Source organism: Streptomyces sp. NPDC093591 (assembly GCF_044764885.1).
Classification (GTDB): Bacteria; Actinomycetota; Actinomycetes; order Streptomycetales; family Streptomycetaceae; genus Streptomyces.
Genome location: NZ_JBIWIY010000026.1, coordinates 46,526 through 67,069 on the forward strand (window position 1 = coordinate 46,526; position 20,544 = coordinate 67,069).

Consider the following 20,544-nt stretch of genomic DNA (forward strand, 5'->3'; position numbering starts at 1 on the left):
CGTGGACACCGAGGAATTCCGACTGCCCCGGTCGCGGCAGGCCAACGAGCGGCTGCACGCCCTGATCCCCGGCGGCGCGCACACCTACGCCAAGGGCGACGACCAGTACCCCGAGAACCTGGCCCCGGTCATCAGCCACGGCCGCGGTGCCCACGTCTGGGACATCGACGGCAACCGCTACATCGAGTACGGCTCCGGCCTGCGGTCGGTCAGCCTCGGCCACGCCCACCCGCGCGTGACCGAGGCGGTGCGGCGCGAACTCGACCGCGGCAGCAACTTCGTGCGCCCGTCCATCGTGGAGGTCGAAGCCGCGGAACGCTTCCTGGCCACGGTGCCGACCGCCGAGATGGTGAAGTTCGCGAAGAACGGCTCCGACGCCACCACCGCCGCGGTACGCCTCGCCCGCGCCGCCACCGGACGCCCGCGGGTGGCCCTCTGCGCCGACCATCCGTTCTTCTCCGTCGACGACTGGTTCATCGGTACGACGCCGATGTCCGCCGGCATTCCGGCGGCGACCAACGAGCTCACCTTGGCGTTCCCTTACGGCGACCTGGCCGCCACGGAGGAGCTGCTCACCCGGTACCAGGACGAGGTCGCCTGTCTGATCCTCGAACCCGCCACCCACACCGAGCCGCCGCCCGGCTACCTCACCGGCCTGCGCGAACTGGCCGACCGGCACGGCTGCGTCCTGATCTTCGACGAGATGATCACCGGCTTCCGCTGGTCCGAGGCGGGCGCCCAGGGCCTGTACGGCGTCGTCCCCGACCTCTCCACGTTCGGCAAGGCGTTGGGCAACGGTTTCGCCGTCGCCGCGCTGGCCGGGCGCCGCGAGCTGATGGAGCGGGGCGGGCTGCGCCACTCCGGCGACCGGGTGTTCCTGCTGTCCACCACGCACGGTGCGGAGACGCACTCCCTGGCCGCCGCGATGGCCGTGCAGGCCGCCTACGCCGAGGAAGGCGTCACCGCGCGGCTGCACACCCTCGGCGAGAGACTGGCCGCCGGGGTCCGCGACGCCGCGGCGAGCATGGGCGTCGGCGACCACCTCGTCGTCCGGGGCCGGGCCAGCAACCTGGTCTTCGCCACCCTCGACGAGAACCGGCAACCGTCGCAGCAGTACCGCACCCTGTTCCTGCGCCAACTCCTCGCGGGCGGGGTGCTGGCCCCGTCGTTCGTGGTGAGCGGCGCGCTCAGCGACGCCGACATCGACCACACCGTCGAGGTGGTGGCCCAGGCATGCGCGGTGTACCGGAAGGTACTGGACGCCGCCGATCCCACTCCCTGGCTGGGCGGGCGACCGGTGAAGCCCGTGTTCCGCCGCTTGGCATGACGTACGTGCCGTGCTGCCGTCAGAGGCGCTCCCGCCGTCCGGCGTCAGCCGTCCGGTCGACCAGCCACGCGGTCGCCGGTGTCACCGCCAGCGCGGTGCACCAGCCGCCGAGGACGTCGGTCGGGTAGTGCGCGCCCAGGGCGACCTGCGCCCAGCCCATGGCGGCGCCGGCAACCAGCGCCGCGGAGAGTACGAGTGACGTGCCGGCCGTCCTGCCGAGACCGAGCCGGCCGGTCGCGAGCAGCGCCACCGCGAGGGCGAGCGCGGTGAGGAAGGCGGTGTGCCCGCTCGGATAGGACAGGTTGGCGTCACCGTGGATGGTGCGTCCCACCAGGGGTTTGAGCAGCGTCGTCGTCCCCACGGTCAGGCCGGGACCGGCAACGACGAGCACCGCCGCGCGAGGGCGCCGAAGGAGCAGGCAGCCCGTCACGGCGGCCACGACCAGCAGCGCGGCTCCGGCGGGCTCCCCCAGGAAGTCCGTCGCCAGAGCGACGTACCGCCACGGCGGGCGCACGCTGTCCGCCGTCGGCTGGACGATCCACCGGTCCACTCTGCCGGGCTCGCTCTGGCCGGCGTACAGAACTCCGAGCACGACGACCACCAGCGTGGCGAGGGCCGCGATGAGCCCGAGCCACGCGCGCGGCGACGGGGGCAGCACCGCGGGCGCCGGCCGGCCGGTCACACGCCCACCGCGTCCGGTCGAACCGCGGTGCTCTGCCGTGAGCGGTACATGGTGTTCCGAATCCACGCCACTGACGCCGGTCGACGTGCCCGTCGGCTTCTGCCGACGCCAACTCCCCGCCACCGAGCCCCCCGTGGTGTCCGACACCCTGGCGAAGAGCATCGAGATCAGCTTCTGCACTCGCCCCCCTGCCCACCCATGCCGTCGCGGCGAACCGCCGTCGGACAGCCCGCGTGTCAACGCCCGGGACAGCGGCCGCCGTCATGCTTTCACGGTGATGACGGTTTGAGCGCCTCTTCGGGTGCCCCCAGCCCCGGACGACTGTCACGACGGACCTGCTCGCCCTGCGGAACCACCCAGGCGTACAAGTGCTCGGGGCGGCCTCTCTCGCCGTAGCGCAGGCTCATGCGGACCCGGCCCGTCCGCTCCAGCAGCTTCAGATAGCGCTGCGCCGTCTGGCGGCTGAGTCCGGCCCGCGTCGCGATTTCCAGGGCCGGCAGCGGGCCCTCCGACGCCCGCAGGACCTCCCTGACCTGTTCGACGGTGAAGGTGGAGTGGCCCTTCGGCAGGGTGGCCGCGTCTGTGGCCGAACCGCCGAACGTGCCGAAGATACGGTCGACTTCGTGCTGCTCGGCCTCACCGCCGTCGGCGAGGGCCCGGCGCAGTGCGGCGTAGCCCTCCAGCTTGATGCGCAGCCCGGCGAAGGTGAACGGCTTGACCAGGTACTGCAGCGCGCCATGGCGCATCGCCGCCTGGACGGTGGCGATGTCCCGCGCCGCCGTCACCATGATCACGTCGGTGTGCAGCCCCTGCTCCCGCAGCCGCCGCACCAGCGCCAGACCGGATTCGTCCGGCAGGTAGTGGTCGAGCAGGACGAGATCGCTCGCGCCCTGTTGGAGAATGTCCAGCGCCTGCGCGGCCGTGTGCGCCTGTCCCGTGACCCGGAAGCCCGGGACCTTGGTGACGTAGGCCGCGTTGATACCGGCGACCCGGTAGTCGTCGTCCACCACCAGCACGTCGATCATCACCCGCCTCCCGGCGTCAGGACTGGAACCACCACATTCGCCAGTGGGCCGATCCGGCGTGCGGCGGCCCGGACGACCGTAGGCGGCGAAACTCGGCGTTAACAAGAGTGGGGTCCGGGAGCAATATGCGCGAAATCCCGGTCGTCCGTATACGTGTGGTGGAGTGAGCGAAACGAGCAGAGAAGGCACAAAGGTTCTTACGCTCGCAATCAGCTCAATGATTACCGTTCTGGTGGCGCCGTGCCCCCTGCCTCTACCGTGCCGGATGAGCACAGGCGGAGGGAAGTCGGCCAAAAGAGCAACAGCGACGATGCCATTGGCTCGAACCGGCGAAAAGCCCTGACGCCATCCATGGTTTATGAGCTATGAGCAAGGAAGTGATCACCGTGCTGCCACGCGGGGCCGACATGACCGCCGAGGGACCGCACGTTCAGGGCACGACGGCAGAGGGCTACGAGGCCGTGCGGGACGCCTTCGCGGCCAACTTCGCCGAGCGCGGCGACCGGGGTGCGGCGGTCGCCGTCCATCGTGACGGCGAGCTCGTGGTCGACCTGTGGGGCGGCACGGCGGACGCCGACGCGCCGGCCGGCCAGGGCAGGCCGTGGACCCGTGACACGGCTCAGGTGCTGCGCTCGGCGACCAAGGGCGTGGCGGCCACGGTGGTACTGCTGCTCGCCGACCGCGGACTGATCGACCTGGACGCCCCCGTGTCCGACCACTGGCCGGAGTTCGCGGCCGCGGGCAAGGCGCGGATCACCCCCCGCCAGTTGCTGTCCCACCAGGCCGGTCTGGCCGCCCTCGACCACGCGCTGGACAGGGCACGGGTGGGGGACCAGATCACCGGTCCGGCGGCCGTCGCCGCACAGGGCCCGCTGTGGGAGCCCGGTACGGCCCACGGCTACCACGCCCAGACCTTCAGCTGGCTGCTCGGCGAGCTGGTCCGCCGGGTGGACGGCCGCTCCCTCGGCACGGTGCTCGCCGAGGACCTGACCGATCTGATCGGCCTGGATCTGTGGATAGGCCTGCCCGAAGAGCAGCACAGCAGGGTCGGACGGATCGCCTCCGTCGAACCACCGCAGGTGGCCCAGGGATCCGGTGGGACGCTGCGTACGCGCCCCCGCGCCGGCATCGCCGCCGCCTACGCCGACTCCGGCTCCCTCACCCGCCGTGCCTTCGCCACCGTCACCCCGTCCCCCGATGAGAACGACCCCGCCTGGTGGGGCGCCGAGCTCCCCGCCTCCAACGGCGTCGCCACCGCCCGCGGACTCGCCGGGTTCTACGACGCCCTGGCCGCGGGGCGCATCGTGACCCGGCGGATGCTGGCGCAGGCACGCACCCCGCACACGGCCGGGGCCGATCGGGTGCTGCTCAGCAGCACGCGTTTCGGACTGGGTTTCATGCTGCACGGCCCCGCCTCCCCGATGACCTCCCCCACCGCCTTCGGACACCCCGGCCGCGGCGGCACCCTCGCCTTCACGGACCCCGAGCTGGGCGTCTCCTTCGCCTACGTCACCAACACCATGCAGCCCAACGTCACCAGCGATCCCCGCGCCCAGGCACTGCTGCGCGCCCTGCGAAGAGCCCTGGCCCAGCGGTGCCGGGCGGCGGCATGACCCGACCGGGAAGCTCCGGATCGAGTGATGGCGGACTGGCCGGCGGTCATAGGAGGCTCATGCCGTTCCCGGAGGGCAGCGCCTGTTCGGCCCAGATGACCTTGCCGTCCGCCGTGTAGCGCGTGCCCCAGCGGTCGGCGAGCTGGGCCACGAGGAACAGGCCGCGTCCGCCTTCGTCCGTGGTGGCCGCGTACCGCAGGCGGGGTGAGGTGCTGCTGCCGTCGGAGACCTCGCAGATCAGCTTGCGGTCGTAGAGGAGCCGGACCCCGATCGAGCCCGAGGCGTAGCGGATGGCGTTGGTGATCAGTTCGCTGAGGACCAGCTCGGTGACGAAGCCGAGTTCCTCCAGCTCCCAAGCGGTCAGCTGGTCGGCGACGGCATTGCGCACCCGGCCCACCGCCGCGGGGTCGCGGGGCACGTCCCAGCGGGCCATCCGATCCGCCGGCAGCACGTGGGTACGGGCCACCAGCAGCGCGATGTCGTCGCGCGGTCGCTGTGGCAGCAGGGCGTCGAGCACGGCTGCGCAGGTGTCCTCCGGCGTCCCGTCCACGTCCCGCAAGGTGCCGCCCAGGATGTCCAGCGACTCGTCGATCTCCCGGTCGCGGTGCTCGAACAGACCGTCCGTGTAAAGCACCAGCCTGCTGCCCTCCGGCACCTCCGTCTCGGCGGCCTCGAAGGGCAGCCCACCGACGCCCAGCGGAGGACCCGCGGGCAGTTCGAGGAAGCGCACGGTGCCGTCGGGCAGTGCCAGCGCGGGCGGGAGGTGCCCGGCGCGGGCCAGGGCACAGCGGTGGGCGACCGGGTCGTAGACGGCGTACAGGCAGGTGGCCCCGACGATCGCGTCGTCGGCTTCCTGCGTCTCCTCGCCCACGGCCAGTTCGTCGAGGCGGGCCAGGAGCTCGTCGGGCATCAGGTCCAGGGAGGAGAAGGTGCGCACGGCGGTGCGCAGCCGCCCCATGGCGGCCGCGGCGGGCAGCCCCTGCCCGACGACGTCGCCCACCACGAGCGCGACCCGGGCCCCGGGCAGGGGGATGACGTCGAACCAGTCACCGCCCACGCCGTGCTGAACCGGCAGGTAGCGGTAGGCGATGTCGACGGCGTTCTGCTCGGGCAGCCGACGGGGCATCAGGCTGCGCTGGAGCGCCACCGCTGTCGTGTGCTCCCTGCTGTAGCGGCGGGCGTTGTCGATACAGACGGCGGCACGGGCGACCAGCTCCTCCGCCAGGGCGAGATCGTCGTCCTCGAACGGCGCGGAGGGCTGTGCCCGCCAGAAGTTCGCCACTCCCAGCACCACCCCGCGGGCGTACAGCGGGGCGGTGATCAGGGAGTGGATGCCGTAGTCGACGATCTGCCGGGCCCGTTCGGCGTCCTGCGCCCAGAGCCCGGAGGCGTCGGCCACGTCGGTTTCGAGCACGGCCCTGCCCCGGTTGAGCCCCACGGCCTGTGGCGCGGCACGCACGAATCCGATCAGTGACCCGAGGGGATAGAACGGCGGGTCGTCGCGGATGCCTCGTACGGCCGTGCGCCTCAGCTCCGTCTCGGCACCCATGGGCTCGTCCCCGTACAGCACCGGCTCCGCGAGATCGACGGAGACGAAGTCGGCGTACTGCTCCACCGCCACCTCGGCCAGCTCCTCCGCCGTCCGGGTCACGTCAAGGGTGGTACCGATCCGGACGCTCGCGTCGTACAGCACCTTGAGGCGGACCCGCGCCGCTTCCGCCCTTCCGGCGAGCGTTTGCAGCTCGGTGGAGTCCCGCAGTGTCACGACACTCCCCCGAGGGCCCTGGTACCGGTCGAGGGGCCGCTGGTTCACGGCCAGCAGCCGTCCCCCGGCGAAGATCACCTCGTCGGTGGCCGCACGGCCCGAGTCGAGCAGCTCGGCGATGGGCGGGGGCAGACCGAGCCCGTCCACCCGGTGTCCCTCCGCGTCCGCGGGGATGTCGAGCAGCCGGTGTGCCTCGTCGTTGGCCAGCAGCAGACGACGGCCGGCGTCGACGATGACCACGCCTTCCCGCACCGCGTGCAGGACCGCGTCATGGTGCTCGTACATGCGGGTGATCTCGGTCGGGCCGAGGCCACGGGTCTGGCGGAGCAGCCGTCGGCTGAGGAGCGCGGCCCCGCCCGTGGTGACGGCCATGGCACCGGCGGCCGCCCCCAGCAGCGCCGGGAGCTGCGCTGCGGCCCGGTCGTCGACGTTCTCGATGGTGACGCCGGCGCTGACGGCACCGACCACTTCTCCGTCGGCGGCTCGGACGGGGACGAAGGCGCGGTACTGAGGACCGAGGGAGCCGCTCGTCTCGCTCTGGGTCGTCCGACCGGCCAGCAGGGGGCTCATGTCCTCGTTGTTGTCCTGGCCGATGAGTTCCGGGTTCGGATGCGTGCGACGGATCCCGTCCCGGTCCACGACGACGACGAAGTCGATGCCGGAGCCCTTCCTGGCCGCCTCGGCCCGGGACTGCAGCACCGCTGTCGGATCGGGTGACCTCAGGGCCTCGGCGACTCCCGGGGCCTGGGCGAAGGCCTGCGCGACGCCGAGTGAGCGGTCCTTGGCGTCACGGGTGCTCTCACGCTGGAGAGTCAGCACCAGCAGGACGACGGCCGCGACCACCAGCAGCAGGATGATCGCCACCTGGAGGACGAACATCTGGCCGATCACGCTGTGTATGTTCAGCACCGACCTGAGACGGCCGCGTTGCCGGATCGCGGGTCCGTCCGGGACCGGGGCATCCAGCGAAACCGGGTGGCGGCCCGGCATCTCAGCCATGGCACCTTTTTACTCCTGCCGCACCACCGGGGCCAACCGGCCGACTGTGCCTGGGCCCACCCGCGCGGGCGCTGTCCGGGAACCGGGCGGGTGGGTCGCTCAATTGCACACATGCTTTCCACCGCACCGCTACGACTGACGCCGTTGCGCTCATTCAGAAAGCAAAGATAATTCTGCGCTTTTTGCTCGTTCTGCTCGCGCACCGGTGTATGCGAAAGGCGCGCCGGATGCGAAATCTTTTCATCCGTCACAATGCGCGGGTACGTATTCTCTCTGGTGACGTGATGTTCCGCGCTGTTATGGTGCCCGGCAAGCGGAGAAAGGCAGGCGGTTGGGGGCCATGGCTCGGATCGTGATCATCGGTGGCGGACCCGGCGGATACGAGGCGGCCCTGGTGGCCGCCCAGCTCGGCGCGGAGGTGACCGTCGTCGACTGCGACGGTCTGGGCGGGGCGTCGGTGCTGACCGACTGCGTGCCGTCGAAGACTCTCATCGCGACGGCCGAGGTGATGACCACCTTCGATTCCTCGTACGAGGAGCTGGGGATCATCGTCGCCGACGACACGCCGCACATCGACACGCCCGCGCGTGTCGTGGGCGTGGATCTGGGCAAGGTCAACCGGCGGGTGAAGCGGCTCGCGCTCGCGCAGTCGCATGACATCACCGCGTCCGTCACGCGTGCCGGTGCGCGGGTGCTGCGCGGGCGTGGCCGGCTGGAGGGCATGCAGGCCCTGGACGGCTCGCGCAAGGTCGTGGTGCGGGCCGCGGACGGCACCGAGGAGACCCTCATCGCCGATGCGGTGCTGATCGCGACCGGCGGTCACCCGCGTGAGCTGCCCGATGCCCAGCCCGACGGTGAGCGGATCCTGAACTGGACGCAGGTGTACGACCTGACCGAGCTGCCCGAGGAGCTCATCGTGGTCGGCTCGGGTGTGACGGGTGCCGAGTTCGCCGGTGCCTATCAGGCGCTGGGGTCGCGGGTCACCCTGGTGTCGTCGCGGGACCGGGTGCTGCCGGGTGAGGACCCGGACGCCGCCGCCGTGCTGGAGGACGTCTTCCGGCGGCGCGGCATGAACGTGATGGCCCGCTCGCGTGCCGCGGCCGCCAAGCGGGTCGGTGACCGGGTGGAGGTCACCCTCGCCGACGGGCGTGTGATCAGCGGCAGCCACTGCCTGATGGCGGTGGGTGCCATCCCGAACTCCGAGGGCATGGGCCTGGAGGAGGCCGGGGTCAGGCTGCGCGAGTCGGGGCACATCTGGACCGACAAGGTGTCCAGGACGACCGCGCCGGGCGTGTATGCCGCCGGTGACGTCACCGGTGTCTTCGCTCTCGCGTCGGTGGCGGCGATGCAGGGACGTATCGCCATGTACCACTTCCTCGGCGACGCGGTGGCCCCGCTGAACCTGAAGACCGTCTCCTCGAATGTCTTCACCGACCCGGAGATCGCCACCGTCGGCTACACCCAGGCCGACGTCGACGCCGGCAAGATCGACGCCCGGGTCGTCAAGCTCCCCCTACTGCGCAACCCGCGCGCGAAGATGCAGGGCATCCGGGACGGCTTCGTCAAGATCTTCTGCCGTCCCGGTACGGGCATCGTGGTCGGCGGTGTGGTCGTGGCGCCGCGCGCCTCGGAACTGATCCACCCGATCTCGATCGCGGTCGACAACAATCTGACGGTCGAACAGATCGCGAACGCCTTCACCGTGTACCCCTCCCTTTCGGGGTCGATCGCCGAGGTCGCACGGCAACTGCACAGCGCTTGAGGGCCCCCTTGCGCCGGGCTGCAGCGGGGCGGCCGGCGTTTCCAGCGTGAGCTGCCATCAAGCCAAGGAGCGTTAGCGCCGACCGAGCTGGGCCAACTCCTCACGTGACGGGGCCCGCTGGGGCATTCGGCGACGTCGACGCCGTAGCGGCTTGCTCCGTGCGGCCGTAGGAAACGAAGTCGTCGTCGCCTCGCACCTGTTCACTCACGTGGTTGACCGCTGCGGATCCACCAGGAGCGACGGCGCGGGCGCGCGCTGTGCCGGAACTCTTGGCGCGGGCGCGGACTGCGCCATCGTCGCATCCCCGGGTGACTTGGCCGGGCGGTGCTGTCGCGGTCGGCGCCTTCGGTTCGGCCGGGCCGGACATGCTCCAGCAGTCGTAGACAGGGCAACTCGGCCACCCGGGGATTCCGGCGTCCGCGGCGCGGCGGCGTGCGGCGGACGCGATGCTGCTCCGGTGCGCGGGCGGCGGGGCCGGCTCCAGAGGCAGGAGTCGCGTCTCCGTCCTTACGGTTGCCGGGGCTTGTGCCCGACAGGTGGTGGCGGCTGCGGATCCGCCGGGCGGGTGGACCCGTAGGCGCGCTCGACCTTGGCCACGTGGAGCGAGAACGAGGCGTACCAGTGCTCGCGGCCGTGTGCACGGGCCAGGGCGTGCTCCGCGTGGTTCCGCCAAGCGGTGATCGAGTCCGTGTCCCTCCAGTACGACACCGTGATGCCCAGGCCGTTCGCGCCGCGAGCGGAATCGACACCGAGGAATCCCGGCTGGTCGGCGGCGAGTTTCATCAACCGTTCGTCTGTCTCCCCGTAGCCGTTGTCGTCGGCGGTCCGCACGGCGGTGAACACCACGGCGTAGTAGGGCGGGGCGGGCAGCGACGCGGGCGCAGCATCGGTCACGGAGGTCCTCCTGCAGACGACACGAGCATCGCCTCAAACGATGGCGCACGACGGGCGGTCTGTCGACGAAGCCGGGCCCCCACGACACTTCGGGCCGCGTCGAAGCCACTGGCTCCTAGCGTGGGAAACGTTCCGGGGGCGGCGCCTTGCCGTGCGGGGCCCTCCCCCGACGTCCTGAAAGAGCCGGGAGGTTGTCATGGCAGACCGTCAGCGCTTGGTCGCCGAACGGACTGACGAGAACTACTACTGGGAGCGGGTCAAGCGGAACCTCGGCTGGCTCGGCGACACCGAGGAGGAGCAGCGCGAGCGACAGCTCAGGTTACGCAACGCGACGATCGGTGTGGCCGGGGTCGGTGGCATCGGCGGTGCCACCGCTGAACGGCTAGTCCGCATGGGTGTGCAGAACCTGAAGGTGGCGGACCCGGACACGTTCGAAGTGTCCAACATCAACAGGCAGTTCGGCGCGACCATCGGCAACGTAGGGCGCAACAAGGCCGAGGCCGTCGCCGAACTCGTCCACGACACCACCCGCGACGTGAACATCGACGTCTTCCCCGAGGGCATCTGCGAGGACACCGTCGACGAGTTCTTCGAGGGCTGCGACTACGTACTCGACAAGATCGAGCTGTACGAGATCGACGCCCGCTACACCCTCCACCAGGCGTTCCGGCGTTCCGAGCAGTGCCGGTTCATGATGCTGACGCCGGTCTTCGGGCATCGCACGTTCTTCTTCAAGTGGACGAGGGACTCGATGACCGCCGAGGACTACTTCGGCGTACCCGCGCACGAGCCGATGAACGAGAAGAACGCACGTCAGCTCATCAGCCGCTTCATACCGGAGATGCCCGACTACCCGAGTCGGGAGATGCTCGACGAGTGGTTCGTCCACCGGCAGGAGTGTCCGATCTTCGCCGGTACACCGCCCCTCGCCCAGGGCATGCTCGCCTCCCGTCTCGGCCAGGCGATCACCGGCCTGGACCAACTCCCGGGCTCGGTACCGCTGCCCGTCACGCCGGGCTACTCGATGATCGACACGCAGAAGTGGACCATGAAGACGGTGGAGGGCCAGTGGTGGTGAAGACACTGACGTCGCCCCCGCGTCACGCGGCCAGTCTGGCGCAGTGGACGGAGGCCGACTACGAGGCCCTCTTCGACCGTGCGAACTGGCTGGAGTCACAGCCCCGGGACGTCGTCTCGCGCATGGCGCCCGGGCTGCTGGTGGGCACCGCGTTCTACCAGAACAGCACCCGCACCCGGCTCAGTTTCGAGGCCGCGGCGTACCGGATCGGCGGCTCCGCCATCGGCTTCGCCGACGTCACGACCACCCGGGCCGGGGACTTCTACCGGGAGTCACTGGACGACACCGTACGGGTGCTCGGCTCCTACGTCGACGTACTGGTCCTGCGGCACACCGACGACGACGCGGCCGAACAGGCGCTCCAGGTCAGTCCGGTGCCGGTGATCAGCGCCGGTACGGGTGACCGGGAGCACCCCACGCAGGTGATGCTGGATCTGTGGACCATACGGCAGGAGTTGGGGACACTCCACGGCACGACCATCGGCTACCTCGGTGATCCGAGCTGCCGTGTCGCCCGCTCGCTGGTGTACGCGCTGAGCGCCTTCGACGCCGCGGGGCTGGTGTTCCTCACGCCCGATGGGGCGACGCTGCCGCAGGACGTGGCGGACCTCATCGACGGGAGCGGTCTGTCCCGGCGCCACGTGGAGACCAGCGAGGAGTTGCTGCGGCTCTCCGACGCGGTGTGCGCGATCCCGTTCGAGCTGTCCGACTTCCATCAGGGAGCGGTGCGCGACCACGGCCGCGGCACGGCGCTCGACGAGCGGTTCGTCCTCAGTTCCCGGCTGCTGCGCACCGTGGGGGCGGGTGTTCCGGTCACCCACACGGGGCCCCGTGGACCCGAACTGCCGCCGGACACCGACGAGTTGTCGAACAGCCACTACTTCGACGGAGTCGGCCGAGGGGTGACGCTGCGCGCCGCCCTGCTGTCATTGCTCCGCACCGAACCGTCCCGGAGTAACGATGGAAACCATGAAGACACCGTCCTCCGCACCTGACCGGGAAGATCCGGATCGCTCCCCGGCGCCCGAGGGACTGCGACGCACCATCGTGCTGCTCGTGATGTGTGTCGGCATGTTTCTCGTGCAACTCGACGTGACCGTCGTCAACGTGGCCCTGCCGAGCATCGGCCACGACCTGGGCGGCGGGCTGTCCGGGCTCCAATGGGTGGTCGACGCCTACAGCGTGGCGCTCGCCGCGTTCCTGCTGGCCGGCGGTGCGTTCGGGGACCGGCTGGGGCACCGGCGCGTGGTCGTCGTAGGACTCGTGCTGTTCGGGCTGGCCTCCACGCTGTGCGCGCTGGCCCCCGCCGCCGGCGCTCTCATCGGCGCTCGCGCGCTCCAGGGTGTCGGGGCGGCGCTGCTGCTGCCCGGCACGCTCGCCGTCGTCCAACGCACCTTCCCCGACCGCGCGGAACAGGCCCGTGCTCTCGGCATCTGGGCCGGGGTGTCGGCCCTGGCCCTGCCGGCCGGGCCGTTGCTCGGCGGGTTCCTGGTGGCCGCCACCGGCTGGCGCGCGGTGTTCTGGCTGAACGTTCCGCTGGTGGCGGTGGCCGCCCTGGTCACCCTGCGACTCGTGCCGGGCGGTGACGGCACGCCGGAGCGCCGGATGGACCTGCCCGGAGCCGCGCTCGCCGCGGCGGCCCTCGGCTCCATCGTGTACTGCGCGGTCGCTGCGGGAGGGGACGTTTCCGCCGTGACCGTCGCGGTGGCGGCGCTGCTCTCGGTCGCGTTGCTGGCCGGGTTCCTGTGGCGGGAACGGGTGGCGGCGGCGCCGATGGTGCCGCTGGAGCTGTTCCGTCGCCGGGCGTTCTCCGGCGCCAACTCGGTGGCCGCCGCGATGAACTTCACCGGTATCGGCGCGGTGTTCGTGGTGACCCTGTACCTCCAGGGCGTGCAGGGGCACGGTGCCTTCCAGGCGGGCCTGATGATGCTGCCGCTGTTCGTGCCGCTCGCGGCCGGCGCGCCCCTCACCGGGCGTCTGGTCGCCCGCTTCGGGCCGCGTCCACCGATGCTCGCCGGGCTGCTGATCGGCGTGGCGGGTGCGCTCTGTCTGCTCGCGGTGGCCCCCGGCAGCGGATACCTGGCCCTGGTTCCGGTCCTCGTCGGCCTGGGCGCCGGCATGGGGCTGCTCACCGCCGCGGTCGTGGCGGCGGCGCTGCGGGCCGGTCCCGACGACCGGCCGGGCCTGTCGTCCGGGGTCAACAACACCGCCCGGCAGGCCGCCGGGGCCCTGGGCATCGCGGTGCTCGGCTCGCTGGTCGGTGACCCGGCCGCGCACGGGAGCTTCCTCACCGGACTGCACCGGGTGGGGCTGCTCTGCGCCCTGCTGTGGGCGGCAGCCGCACTGCTGACCGTGGTGACCATCCCCCGGCAGGGGGCGGAGGAGGCCCCGGCACACTGACCAGGGGGCGCCCACTACCGACGTCCCTCTCCCCCACACACATCGAACGGCCCGCCGGACGCCATGTGTCCGGCGGGCCGCCGTCGCGCGCCGGAACGGGCCGGTGCGTATCGAAGGAGCAAAGGGCCGCCAACGCCTGCCCAAGTCCTCCTCAAGAATCGGAAACCCCTACGGCTCGCAGCGTGCTCCCCACCCCGGCGTGGTAGGCGCTCTCAGACCGAGTAACACCGTGAAGTACGAACGGTTTCCGGGCTGTTTCCCGCCTTCCGTTCCCGGGAGAGACCAAGGAGTGGAGCGCGTGCGTGAGTTCGCCGGCGACGCCAACTTCGTAGATCCGGCCGCCCTGATGGCTGATCCGACCAGAGCGCGGATCCTGCTGTCCCTCCTGGACCGGCAGTCCTTGGCGATGTCGGAACTGGCGGCTGAGGCCGGGGTCGCCCAGTCCACGACGAGCGCTCACCTCGCCCGGCTCGTCGACGGGGAGCTGCTCACCGTGCGCAGCGAAGGGCGGCACCGCTACTACAGCCTCGCCTCCGCCGACGTGGCCACCGCCCTGGAGTGCCTGGCTCGGCTGTCGCCGCCCTTCCGGCCGAACTCGCTTCGCTCGTACCGCCGTTCATGTTCCCTGAAGGTCGCCCGCACGTGTTACGACCACGCGGCGGGAGACCTGGGCGTCACCGTCATGGAGGGGTTGCTCGACCGTGGTGCGATAGCCCGGACGGGCAGGGGGCCCACGGCGTACCGGGTCACCCTGGCCGGTCAGGAGATGCTCGGTGCCATCAAGGTCCACGACATCGGCGGACCGTCGGCCGCGGTCCGCCACTGCGTCGACTGGACGAGCGACAAGCACCACCTCGCGGGTCGGGTCGGGGCGGCCATCCTGTCCGCGTTCCTGGCCAAGGGCTGGGTGACCCAGAAGCGCGACAGCCGGATCCTGGTGGTCGGGCAGGAGGGGAAGCGCGCCATCGCCCGCTGGTTGGGGATGGACACATGCCTGCCTTGACTTGTACCCCCTCCTGAAGGAAGGAGTTTCTGGCCATCCCGTTCGTTGCCGTGCCGCTACGCGGCACGTGCGACCTCGACCAGGTCCTGCCCGGCTTCGCCGACCACGTCGTCGAGGCCGAGGTCCAGCGCTGGCCCACCGGTGCCCCGTACTGCTTCCCCGGCCGCGGCAAGCTCCAGCAGACCCTGACCCGCCGCACCGGCCGGATCCTGCTGGCCGGCGACCACCTCGGCACCCTCTACACCGAAACCGCCATCCAGAGCGGTCTGTCCGCCGCGCAAGAAGCCCGCAGCCTGCTCGCCACCCACCGGCAGACCCCCCGCGCCCCCTTCGCCCCGGCCGCCTGAAACTCGCCCGACTCGCCCAGAACCCGGAGCTCCCTCATGACCTCAGGCCTCAGCGGCATCCTCACCGCGCTCGCCACCCCCTTTGCGTACCGTCACCGACTCCGTGCCGGGCCAACGGCGTCCCCGTCGGCCTCGCGGCCTGCGTGTGGACGGAGAGCGCGCGCCGCAGCCACGCGGTCGCCGCACGCCTGGACTCCGGCACCGTCTGGGTCAACTCGCACCTCGTCCTCGCCAACGAGGTCCCCTGGGGCGGCTTCAAAGGCTCCGGCTACGGCCGCGACCTGTCCCTGTACGCCCTCGTGGACTACTCCCGGACCAAGCACGTGATGCACAACCACGGCCGCTGAGAACGCGGCGGGCCGGGGAGTCGGGGCGGGGCAGCTCCCGACTCCCCGCCAGGACGGACCTGGTGCTGAGCGTGGCCGCCCACATCGGTGACGGGCCGTTCAGGCCGCGGCTCAGCGGTCGTAGGCGAGACGGGCCAGGCGTGGCACCGGTCCGAAGGCGCCGGCGTGGAAGTCGGTGAACGCCTTGGTGATCTCGGCCTTGGTGTTCATCACGAACGGGCCGCCGAGGGCGACCGGTTCGCGCAACGGCGTACCGCTGTAGACCATCACCCGGGCGCGCCGCCCTGGGTCGACGGCCGCGAGCTGCAGCGTCGGGGTCGCCGTACCGGCCGTCTCGGCTGTGACGGGGTCGGACCAGCCGGTCTGTCCGGCGCGCAGTTCCCGGCCGCCGATCAGCAGACGTCCGTCCATGACGTGCGCGAACAGGCGGTGTTCGGCGGGGACTTGAAGGTCGTAGGAGGTACCGGGGTCGAGCGTGGCGACCACACCCTGGACCGGGTGGTGGGTCCGGGCCGCGCCCGTGACGCCGCCGACGGTGCCCGCGTGGACGTCGATCGTCACGCCCGGCGCCCGAACGCGGGCCATGGCGGCCCGGGTCAGGTCCTGGTAGCGCGACGGCGTCATCTTCTTCCCGGTGGGCAGGTTGAGCCACATCTGCAAGACGTGCGCGCGTTCGTCGCGGTAGGCGAGCTCGCGGTGGATGATGCCGCGACCGGCGGTCATCCACTGCACCTCGCCGGCCTCCAGGGCGCCGGCGTGGCCGAGGTTGTCGCCGTGTTCGAGGACGCCGTCGATGACGGTGGTGACGGTCTCCAGGCCGCGGTGGGGGTGCCACTCGAAACCGGGGGTGGAGAACCAGTCCTCGACCAGGGCGAGGAACGGGTCGGTCAGTGCCGGGTCGGTCGGCACGAACACGAGGGCCTTGTCGTCGACCTGGGCGTCGGGGCCCAGCTGTTGCTTGGTGGTGATGCGGGTCAGCGTCCGTCGGCCCGTCAACTGTGCGGTCACGGCTGCTCCTTGAAGGTAGTGGGGGTCAGGCGACGCGCACGGCGATCTTGCCGCGCGTGTGCCGAGTGGTCAGGGCCCGCAGGGCCTCGGCCGCGTCCGCCAGGTCGTGGCTCTCCTGGAGGGGAATCGTGATCGTGCCGTCCACGAGGTGGCGCGCCACGCGCCCGAGGATCTCGGTGCACGGACCGTGCGTGACATTGGTGCGGCCGGGGCCGTAGCCGGCCGCGTCGGTCGGCGAGGCGATCCGGCCGCCGTCCCGGACGGCCTCCGCGAACGGGGTGATCTCGTACGCGGTCACCGCGTCGAGCAGCGCGTCCACCCCGCCGGGACGGCGCTCGCGTACGGCGGCGATGACGTCGTCCCCTCGCGGGAGGACCTCGCTCACGCCGAGGCCGCGCAGGTACTCCTCGTCCTCGGGCAGTCCCGGCGCGAGGACGGTCGCCCGGGCCGCGCGGGCGAGTTGCACCGCGATGCCGCCGACGCCGCCGGTCGCGCCGACGACCAGGACGGAGTCGCCGGGCATCAGGTCCAGCGCGTCGACGGCCATCACCGCGGTCGTGGCCGCCAGAGCGGCGACCCCGGCGGTGGCGGTGTCCAGGGCGGGCGGCTTGCGGGTGAGCGTGTGCTCGCCGGTGACGATGAGCTCGGCCCAGGCACCCGCGTGGACCGGCTCCCCCAGGGGGACCAGCCCGAAGACCTCGTCGCCGGACTCGACGGTGCGGACGCCTTCACCCACCGCCACCACGATTCCGGCGAAGTCCCGGCCGAGGGTGATCGGCAGCCTGTGCGGCGCGATCTGCGTGAACGTCCCGTGGGCGATGTCCGCGTCGAACCAGTTCACCGACGACGCCCGCACACGGACCAGCACCTGCCCCGGCCCCGCGACCGGCTCGCGAACGTCGTCGCGCACCACGGGCGGACGGCCGAACTCGCTCACAGTGACGGCTCTCATGGCGGTTCCTCGTACTCCGGGCCGGGCGCCGGCTTTGTATGACACATCATGCAACTTACATGATGCGTCATTCATTCCCCTAGGCTGCCCTCATGACGACATGGCTGACGACCGAGGAACAGCAGGCATGGCGCGGGCTGATCAACCTGACCGCGCAGCTCCAGTCCGTACTGGGCCGGCAGCTCCAGGACGAGCACGGCATCTCCCTCGCCGACTACGAGGTACTCGGTCGCCTGCACGACGCCCCCGACCACCGGCTGCGCGTCCGCGATCTCGGCGCCTCCCTCGCCTGGGAACAGAGCCGCCTGTCCCACCAGCTCGCCCGGATGCAGCGACGGGGGCTGGTCGAGCGGGAGGAGTGCGAGACCGACCGGCGCGGCGCCACGTTCCGTCTCGCCCCCGCCGGCCGGGCCGCCATCGTGCGGGCCGCCCCCAGCCACGTCGAAGCGGTACGCAGACTGGTCTTCGACGCCCTCTCGCCGGAGCAGGTGACCCAGCTGGCCGGCCTGACCGGCGGCCTCCTCACCCACCTGCACGACAGCCTCGGCACGGGCTGAGCGACCCTGTGCGGGATCGGGCCCGTGCCGAGGTGCGGGTCCCCAGCGCCACGGCGTCAGTCCGCCGTCTGTACCGGCCCCTGCGTCACCTTCCGCAGCAGCGGCCTGCTGCCGACGATAGCGGCGAGCACGGCCAGCGCGCCGACGGCCACGCAGAGCACCAGTTGCACGGCACCCGAGGCGTTGATCGTGGTCCCGGCCGCCTTGTTGAGCTGCACGGCGCCGAAGACACCCATCGCGGTGGTGCCGCCGGCCAGGACGGCCAGCGGGATGACGGTCTCGCGGATCCGGGCCCGGTCCAGCACCTGAAGCGGTGTGCCGGACAGCCGCAGCAGGCCGTACACCCGGCGCCGGTCGAGGACGTTCGCGGCAGCCGTGAGGCCGGCGGAGGCGGCGGCGACGAGGAAGCTCAGCACCAGGGTGGCGGTGCTGACGGTGGCGACGCGGGCGGTGACCGTGTCGTCGGGCGCGGACACGTACTCCTGCGTGAACGGGTACCTGCCCGACCCGAGGCGCGTCAGGGCGGTGACGGCGGTGTCGACGCGCTCCTGCCCTCCGGAGACCTGGGCGATCACGCCGTCGGCGCCGCCGAGCAGGCTGTCGTAGTCGTCCTCACTCACGACGGAGACGGTCCCCTCGACGCCCGCCCGGTGCAGCGCCGTACGGGCCTCGGTGGCGGCGTGCCGGGCGTCGGCGGCGTTCGCCGTGATCACCGCCACCTGGCCGCGGCGGCTCGGGCCCTCCGAACCCAGCGTGCTGACGGAGAAGAAACCGGCCACGAACCCCGCGAGGACCAGGCCGCTGACGGTGCGCCAGACCGCGCGCGGGTCGTCGCTGAGCCGGCGCGCGGCCAGCAGCGTGGCCGGGCGCCTGGCGCGGCGGCCCACGATCCGGCCCAGCCGGTCCACGACCCAGGGGCCGAACAGCCAGAACGCGCCGTAGAAGAGCGCCAGCAGGGCGAGCAGCTGACGGGTCTTCAGCTGACCGCTGTCGCCCGTGGTCAGCCAGATGTAGGCCAGGACCGCGACGAACAACACGAGGCGGATCAGGCGGGTGCGGCGCGGATCGGCCTGCTGGGCGACGCCCAGGGGCGAGGTGGCCACCTGGCGCAGCATCGTCACCGCGCTCACCGTGATCAGCGCGGTGACGGCCAGCACCACGGCCGCGAGCCACGGCAGCCCCACCCACAGCTGCCCGGTGTACCAACCGCCCACGCCGTACGGGAGTTCGGCGAGCGCGGGCAGCAGCGCCGTATAGGCCAGCGCGCCCGCCAGAGCCCCGGCCGCGCCGACCCCCGCCGCCTCCACGGCGGTCATGGCGAGGATCTGCCGCGGGGTCGCCCCGGCCAGCCGCAGTGCGGCGAGCCGCTGTTCGCGCCGGGCCGCCCCGAGCCGCCCGGCGGCCGAGGCCAGCACGACGACCGGCATGACGAGCAGCACGACGCCCAGCAGCACGGTCCCCTGGTCGACGCCGGTGAACACGCTCGCCTTGGTGCCGGTGAACCCGGAGACCAGCGCGCGCTCGCTCAGCCCGTCGTCGTAGTAGTTCTGCTCCCCGGCGGTCTCGGAGACGGCCTTGTCGCCGGGCGCCCGTCCGACCACCGCGACCAGCTCGTCGGGCGAGGCGAGACCGGCGGCGCCGATCGTGCCGTAGGACTTCGTCTTCGGGAAGCGGTCGGCGAGTTGGCCTGCGGGGAGGTGGTGCAGCAGATCTGCCAGGGCCGGGGAGACGTACACCTCGCCCCGCTTCGGGAAGGCGCTCAGGCCGGGCGGCGCGGGGGTCTGCTCACGGCCGGACAGCTGGGCCAGGTTCACGACGGTGACGGGGTCCTGGCGTACGTACGTCGTGGTCGTGGCCTGGACGGCCGTCGCCTCCTTGGCCGGTACGGCGTCGGGGGTGCGCCATGTGGTGTGGTCGGCGCGGGCGCCGGAGCCGAGGGCGGCGGCGATCATCAGCAGCAGCAGGAACGAGCCGACGGCTGCGGCGCCGGCCGCGAGCAGCTGGGACTGCAGGCCGCGGCGGCCGGAGGACCTGGCGAGGTGCCAGGTCAGGGGCAGGACGGGGGAACGCATGGCGGGCTCCGGGGAGGGCGGGGTCAGGCGACGGTGTACTGGGTGTGGCCGCTGATGCGGCCGTCGCGGACCTGGAGGATCCGGTCGCAGTGGGCGGCGACGTCGGCGTCGTGGGTGACCATCACCAGGGCGGCGCCCGTCTCCCGGGTCGCGAAGGTCAGCAGCTGGATCACTTCGGTGCTGGTGCGCTGGTCCAGGGCGCCGGTGGGCTCGTCGGCGAAGACCACGTCCGGTTCGACGGCCAGGGCGCGGGCGATGGCGACGCGCTGGGCCTGGCCGCCGGACAGCTGGCCGGGGCGGCGCTGCTCCAGCCCGTCCAGGCCCAGCGGCCCGAACCAGCGCCGGGCACGAGCGACGGCCTCGCCGCGCGGCATGCCCTCCAGCATCAGCGGCAGCGCGACGTTCTCCTCGGCGGGCAGCTCCGGCAGCAGCTGGCCGAACTGGAACACGAACCCGAACCGCTTGCGGCGCAGGGCACTGAGCCGGTTCTCGCCGAGTCTGTCGATGCGCTCGCCGCGCAACAGGACCTGGCCGCCGTCGGGCCGGACGATCCCGGCGAGGGTGTGCAGCAACGTGGACTTGCCGGACCCGGACGGGCCCATGATCGCCAGCGAGTCGCGCTCGCCGACCTCGACGTCCACGCCGGCCAGCGCGGTGGTGGAGCCGTACTTCTTGACGAGGCCGTAGCCGGCCAGAACGGTGCTCATGATGTG

18 protein-coding genes are annotated in these 20,544 nt (G+C 71.8%); 10 read left to right on the forward strand and 8 right to left on the reverse strand.

Going from position 1 to position 20,544, the window contains the following annotated elements; genetic code table 11:
• The first annotated feature begins 1 nt into the window (after position 1).
• Positions 2–1,327: a glutamate-1-semialdehyde 2,1-aminomutase gene (locus tag ACIREI_RS41360; RefSeq protein ID WP_403344848.1), complete on the forward strand. Its 1,326-nt coding sequence runs from the start codon at positions 2–4 to the stop codon at positions 1,325–1,327.
• A 19-nt stretch (positions 1,328–1,346) separates the two neighbouring features.
• On the opposite strand, the gene ACIREI_RS41365 is transcribed toward ACIREI_RS41360, so the two are convergent.
• The gene (locus ACIREI_RS41365; RefSeq protein WP_403344969.1) at positions 1,347–2,009 is read right to left on the reverse strand and encodes a phosphatase PAP2 family protein; all 663 of its coding nucleotides are present in this window, start codon (positions 2,007–2,009) and stop codon (positions 1,347–1,349) included.
• A gap of 269 nt (positions 2,010–2,278) precedes the next feature.
• Complete coding sequence (locus tag ACIREI_RS41370; RefSeq protein WP_403344851.1) at positions 2,279–3,034, reverse strand: response regulator; 756 nt, start codon at positions 3,032–3,034, stop codon at positions 2,279–2,281.
• 407 nt (positions 3,035–3,441) lie between these two features.
• On the opposite strand from ACIREI_RS41370, the gene ACIREI_RS41375 reads away from it, so the two are divergent.
• On the forward strand, positions 3,442–4,647 hold the full coding sequence (locus tag ACIREI_RS41375) for a serine hydrolase domain-containing protein (RefSeq protein ID WP_403344971.1): 1,206 nt from the start codon (positions 3,442–3,444) through the stop codon (positions 4,645–4,647).
• Positions 4,648–4,693: 46 nt separating this feature from the next.
• Here the strand turns inward: ACIREI_RS41375 and ACIREI_RS41380 are convergent, their stop codons facing one another.
• Positions 4,694–7,411 (reverse strand): SpoIIE family protein phosphatase, encoded by a 2,718-nt coding sequence (locus tag ACIREI_RS41380; protein WP_403344854.1) that lies wholly within the window; start codon positions 7,409–7,411, stop codon positions 4,694–4,696.
• 340 nt (positions 7,412–7,751) lie between these two features.
• Here ACIREI_RS41380 and ACIREI_RS41385 point away from each other — a divergent pair, with 340 nt between their 5' ends.
• Positions 7,752–9,173: an NAD(P)H-quinone dehydrogenase gene (locus ACIREI_RS41385; protein ID WP_403344857.1), complete on the forward strand. Its 1,422-nt coding sequence runs from the start codon at positions 7,752–7,754 to the stop codon at positions 9,171–9,173.
• Between the two features lie 507 nt (positions 9,174–9,680).
• On the opposite strand, the gene ACIREI_RS41390 is transcribed toward ACIREI_RS41385, so the two are convergent.
• The gene (locus ACIREI_RS41390; protein ID WP_403344860.1) at positions 9,681–10,067 is read right to left on the reverse strand and encodes an antibiotic biosynthesis monooxygenase family protein; all 387 of its coding nucleotides are present in this window, start codon (positions 10,065–10,067) and stop codon (positions 9,681–9,683) included.
• A 196-nt stretch (positions 10,068–10,263) separates the two neighbouring features.
• Between ACIREI_RS41390 and ACIREI_RS41395 the strand changes: the two genes are divergently transcribed.
• The 6 genes from ACIREI_RS41395 to ACIREI_RS41420 all read left to right on the forward strand — a co-directional run bounded on the left by ACIREI_RS41395 (position 10,264) and on the right by ACIREI_RS41420 (position 15,242).
• Positions 10,264–11,145 carry a ThiF family adenylyltransferase gene (locus ACIREI_RS41395; protein ID WP_403344862.1) on the forward strand — a complete coding sequence of 294 codons (882 nt, stop codon included), beginning with the start codon at positions 10,264–10,266 and terminating at the stop codon, positions 11,143–11,145.
• On the forward strand, positions 11,142–12,140 hold the full coding sequence (locus tag ACIREI_RS41400; protein WP_403344864.1) for a hypothetical protein: 999 nt from the start codon (positions 11,142–11,144) through the stop codon (positions 12,138–12,140). Before ACIREI_RS41395 ends, ACIREI_RS41400 begins: the two co-directional genes overlap by 4 nt.
• Positions 12,115–13,545 (forward strand): MFS transporter, encoded by a 1,431-nt coding sequence (locus ACIREI_RS41405; protein WP_403344866.1) that lies wholly within the window; start codon positions 12,115–12,117, stop codon positions 13,543–13,545. Before ACIREI_RS41400 ends, ACIREI_RS41405 begins: the two co-directional genes overlap by 26 nt.
• Before the next feature lie 298 nt (positions 13,546–13,843).
• Entirely contained in the window at positions 13,844–14,548 is a 705-nt protein-coding gene (locus ACIREI_RS41410; RefSeq protein WP_403344868.1) for an ArsR/SmtB family transcription factor, read from the forward strand.
• A 50-nt stretch (positions 14,549–14,598) separates the two neighbouring features.
• Positions 14,599–14,895 carry an FAD-dependent oxidoreductase gene (locus ACIREI_RS41415; RefSeq protein ID WP_403344979.1) on the forward strand — a complete coding sequence of 99 codons (297 nt, stop codon included), beginning with the start codon at positions 14,599–14,601 and terminating at the stop codon, positions 14,893–14,895.
• Positions 14,892–15,242 carry an aldehyde dehydrogenase family protein gene (locus tag ACIREI_RS41420; protein WP_403344973.1) on the forward strand — a complete coding sequence of 117 codons (351 nt, stop codon included), beginning with the start codon at positions 14,892–14,894 and terminating at the stop codon, positions 15,240–15,242. The genes ACIREI_RS41415 and ACIREI_RS41420 overlap by 4 nt, the downstream gene beginning before the upstream one ends.
• A 111-nt stretch (positions 15,243–15,353) precedes the next feature.
• Here the strand turns inward: ACIREI_RS41420 and ACIREI_RS41425 are convergent, their stop codons facing one another.
• Positions 15,354–16,250 (reverse strand): pirin family protein, encoded by an 897-nt coding sequence (locus ACIREI_RS41425; protein ID WP_403344871.1) that lies wholly within the window; start codon positions 16,248–16,250, stop codon positions 15,354–15,356.
• Positions 16,251–16,275: 25 nt separating this feature from the next.
• A complete protein-coding gene (locus tag ACIREI_RS41430) occupies positions 16,276–17,202 on the reverse strand; it encodes an NADP-dependent oxidoreductase (protein WP_403344874.1) in 927 nt (308 codons plus the stop codon).
• A gap of 92 nt (positions 17,203–17,294) precedes the next feature.
• Between ACIREI_RS41430 and ACIREI_RS41435 the strand changes: the two genes are divergently transcribed.
• Entirely contained in the window at positions 17,295–17,759 is a 465-nt protein-coding gene (locus ACIREI_RS41435; RefSeq protein ID WP_403344877.1) for a MarR family winged helix-turn-helix transcriptional regulator, read from the forward strand.
• A gap of 56 nt (positions 17,760–17,815) precedes the next feature.
• On the opposite strand, the gene ACIREI_RS41440 is transcribed toward ACIREI_RS41435, so the two are convergent.
• Positions 17,816–19,831: an FtsX-like permease family protein gene (locus tag ACIREI_RS41440; protein ID WP_403344880.1), complete on the reverse strand. Its 2,016-nt coding sequence runs from the start codon at positions 19,829–19,831 to the stop codon at positions 17,816–17,818.
• A 23-nt stretch (positions 19,832–19,854) separates the two neighbouring features.
• Positions 19,855–20,538, reverse strand: coding sequence for an ABC transporter ATP-binding protein (locus tag ACIREI_RS41445; protein WP_403344882.1), 684 nt, complete (start codon positions 20,536–20,538; stop codon positions 19,855–19,857).
• Between the last annotated feature and the right edge of the window lie 6 nt (positions 20,539–20,544).

Bases quoted from the DNA above. Each gene is read 5' to 3' on its own strand.
- ACIREI_RS41370 (WP_403344851.1), bottom strand. From the start codon at position 3,034: ATGATCGACGTGCTGGTGGTGGACGACGACTACCGGGTCGCCGGTATC.
- ACIREI_RS41375 (WP_403344971.1), top strand. From the start codon at position 3,442: ATGACCGCCGAGGGACCGCACGTTCAGGGCACGACGGCAGAGGGCTAC.
- ACIREI_RS41380 (WP_403344854.1), bottom strand. From the start codon at position 7,411: ATGGCTGAGATGCCGGGCCGCCACCCGGTTTCGCTGGATGCCCCGGTC.
- ACIREI_RS41385 (WP_403344857.1), top strand. From the start codon at position 7,752: ATGGCTCGGATCGTGATCATCGGTGGCGGACCCGGCGGATACGAGGCG.
- ACIREI_RS41395 (WP_403344862.1), top strand. From the start codon at position 10,264: ATGGCAGACCGTCAGCGCTTGGTCGCCGAACGGACTGACGAGAACTAC.
- ACIREI_RS41405 (WP_403344866.1), top strand. From the start codon at position 12,115: ATGAAGACACCGTCCTCCGCACCTGACCGGGAAGATCCGGATCGCTCC.
- ACIREI_RS41430 (WP_403344874.1), bottom strand. From the start codon at position 17,202: ATGAGAGCCGTCACTGTGAGCGAGTTCGGCCGTCCGCCCGTGGTGCGC.
- ACIREI_RS41435 (WP_403344877.1), top strand. From the start codon at position 17,295: ATGACGACATGGCTGACGACCGAGGAACAGCAGGCATGGCGCGGGCTG.
- ACIREI_RS41440 (WP_403344880.1), bottom strand. From the start codon at position 19,831: ATGCGTTCCCCCGTCCTGCCCCTGACCTGGCACCTCGCCAGGTCCTCC.
- ACIREI_RS41445 (WP_403344882.1), bottom strand. From the start codon at position 20,538: ATGAGCACCGTTCTGGCCGGCTACGGCCTCGTCAAGAAGTACGGCTCC.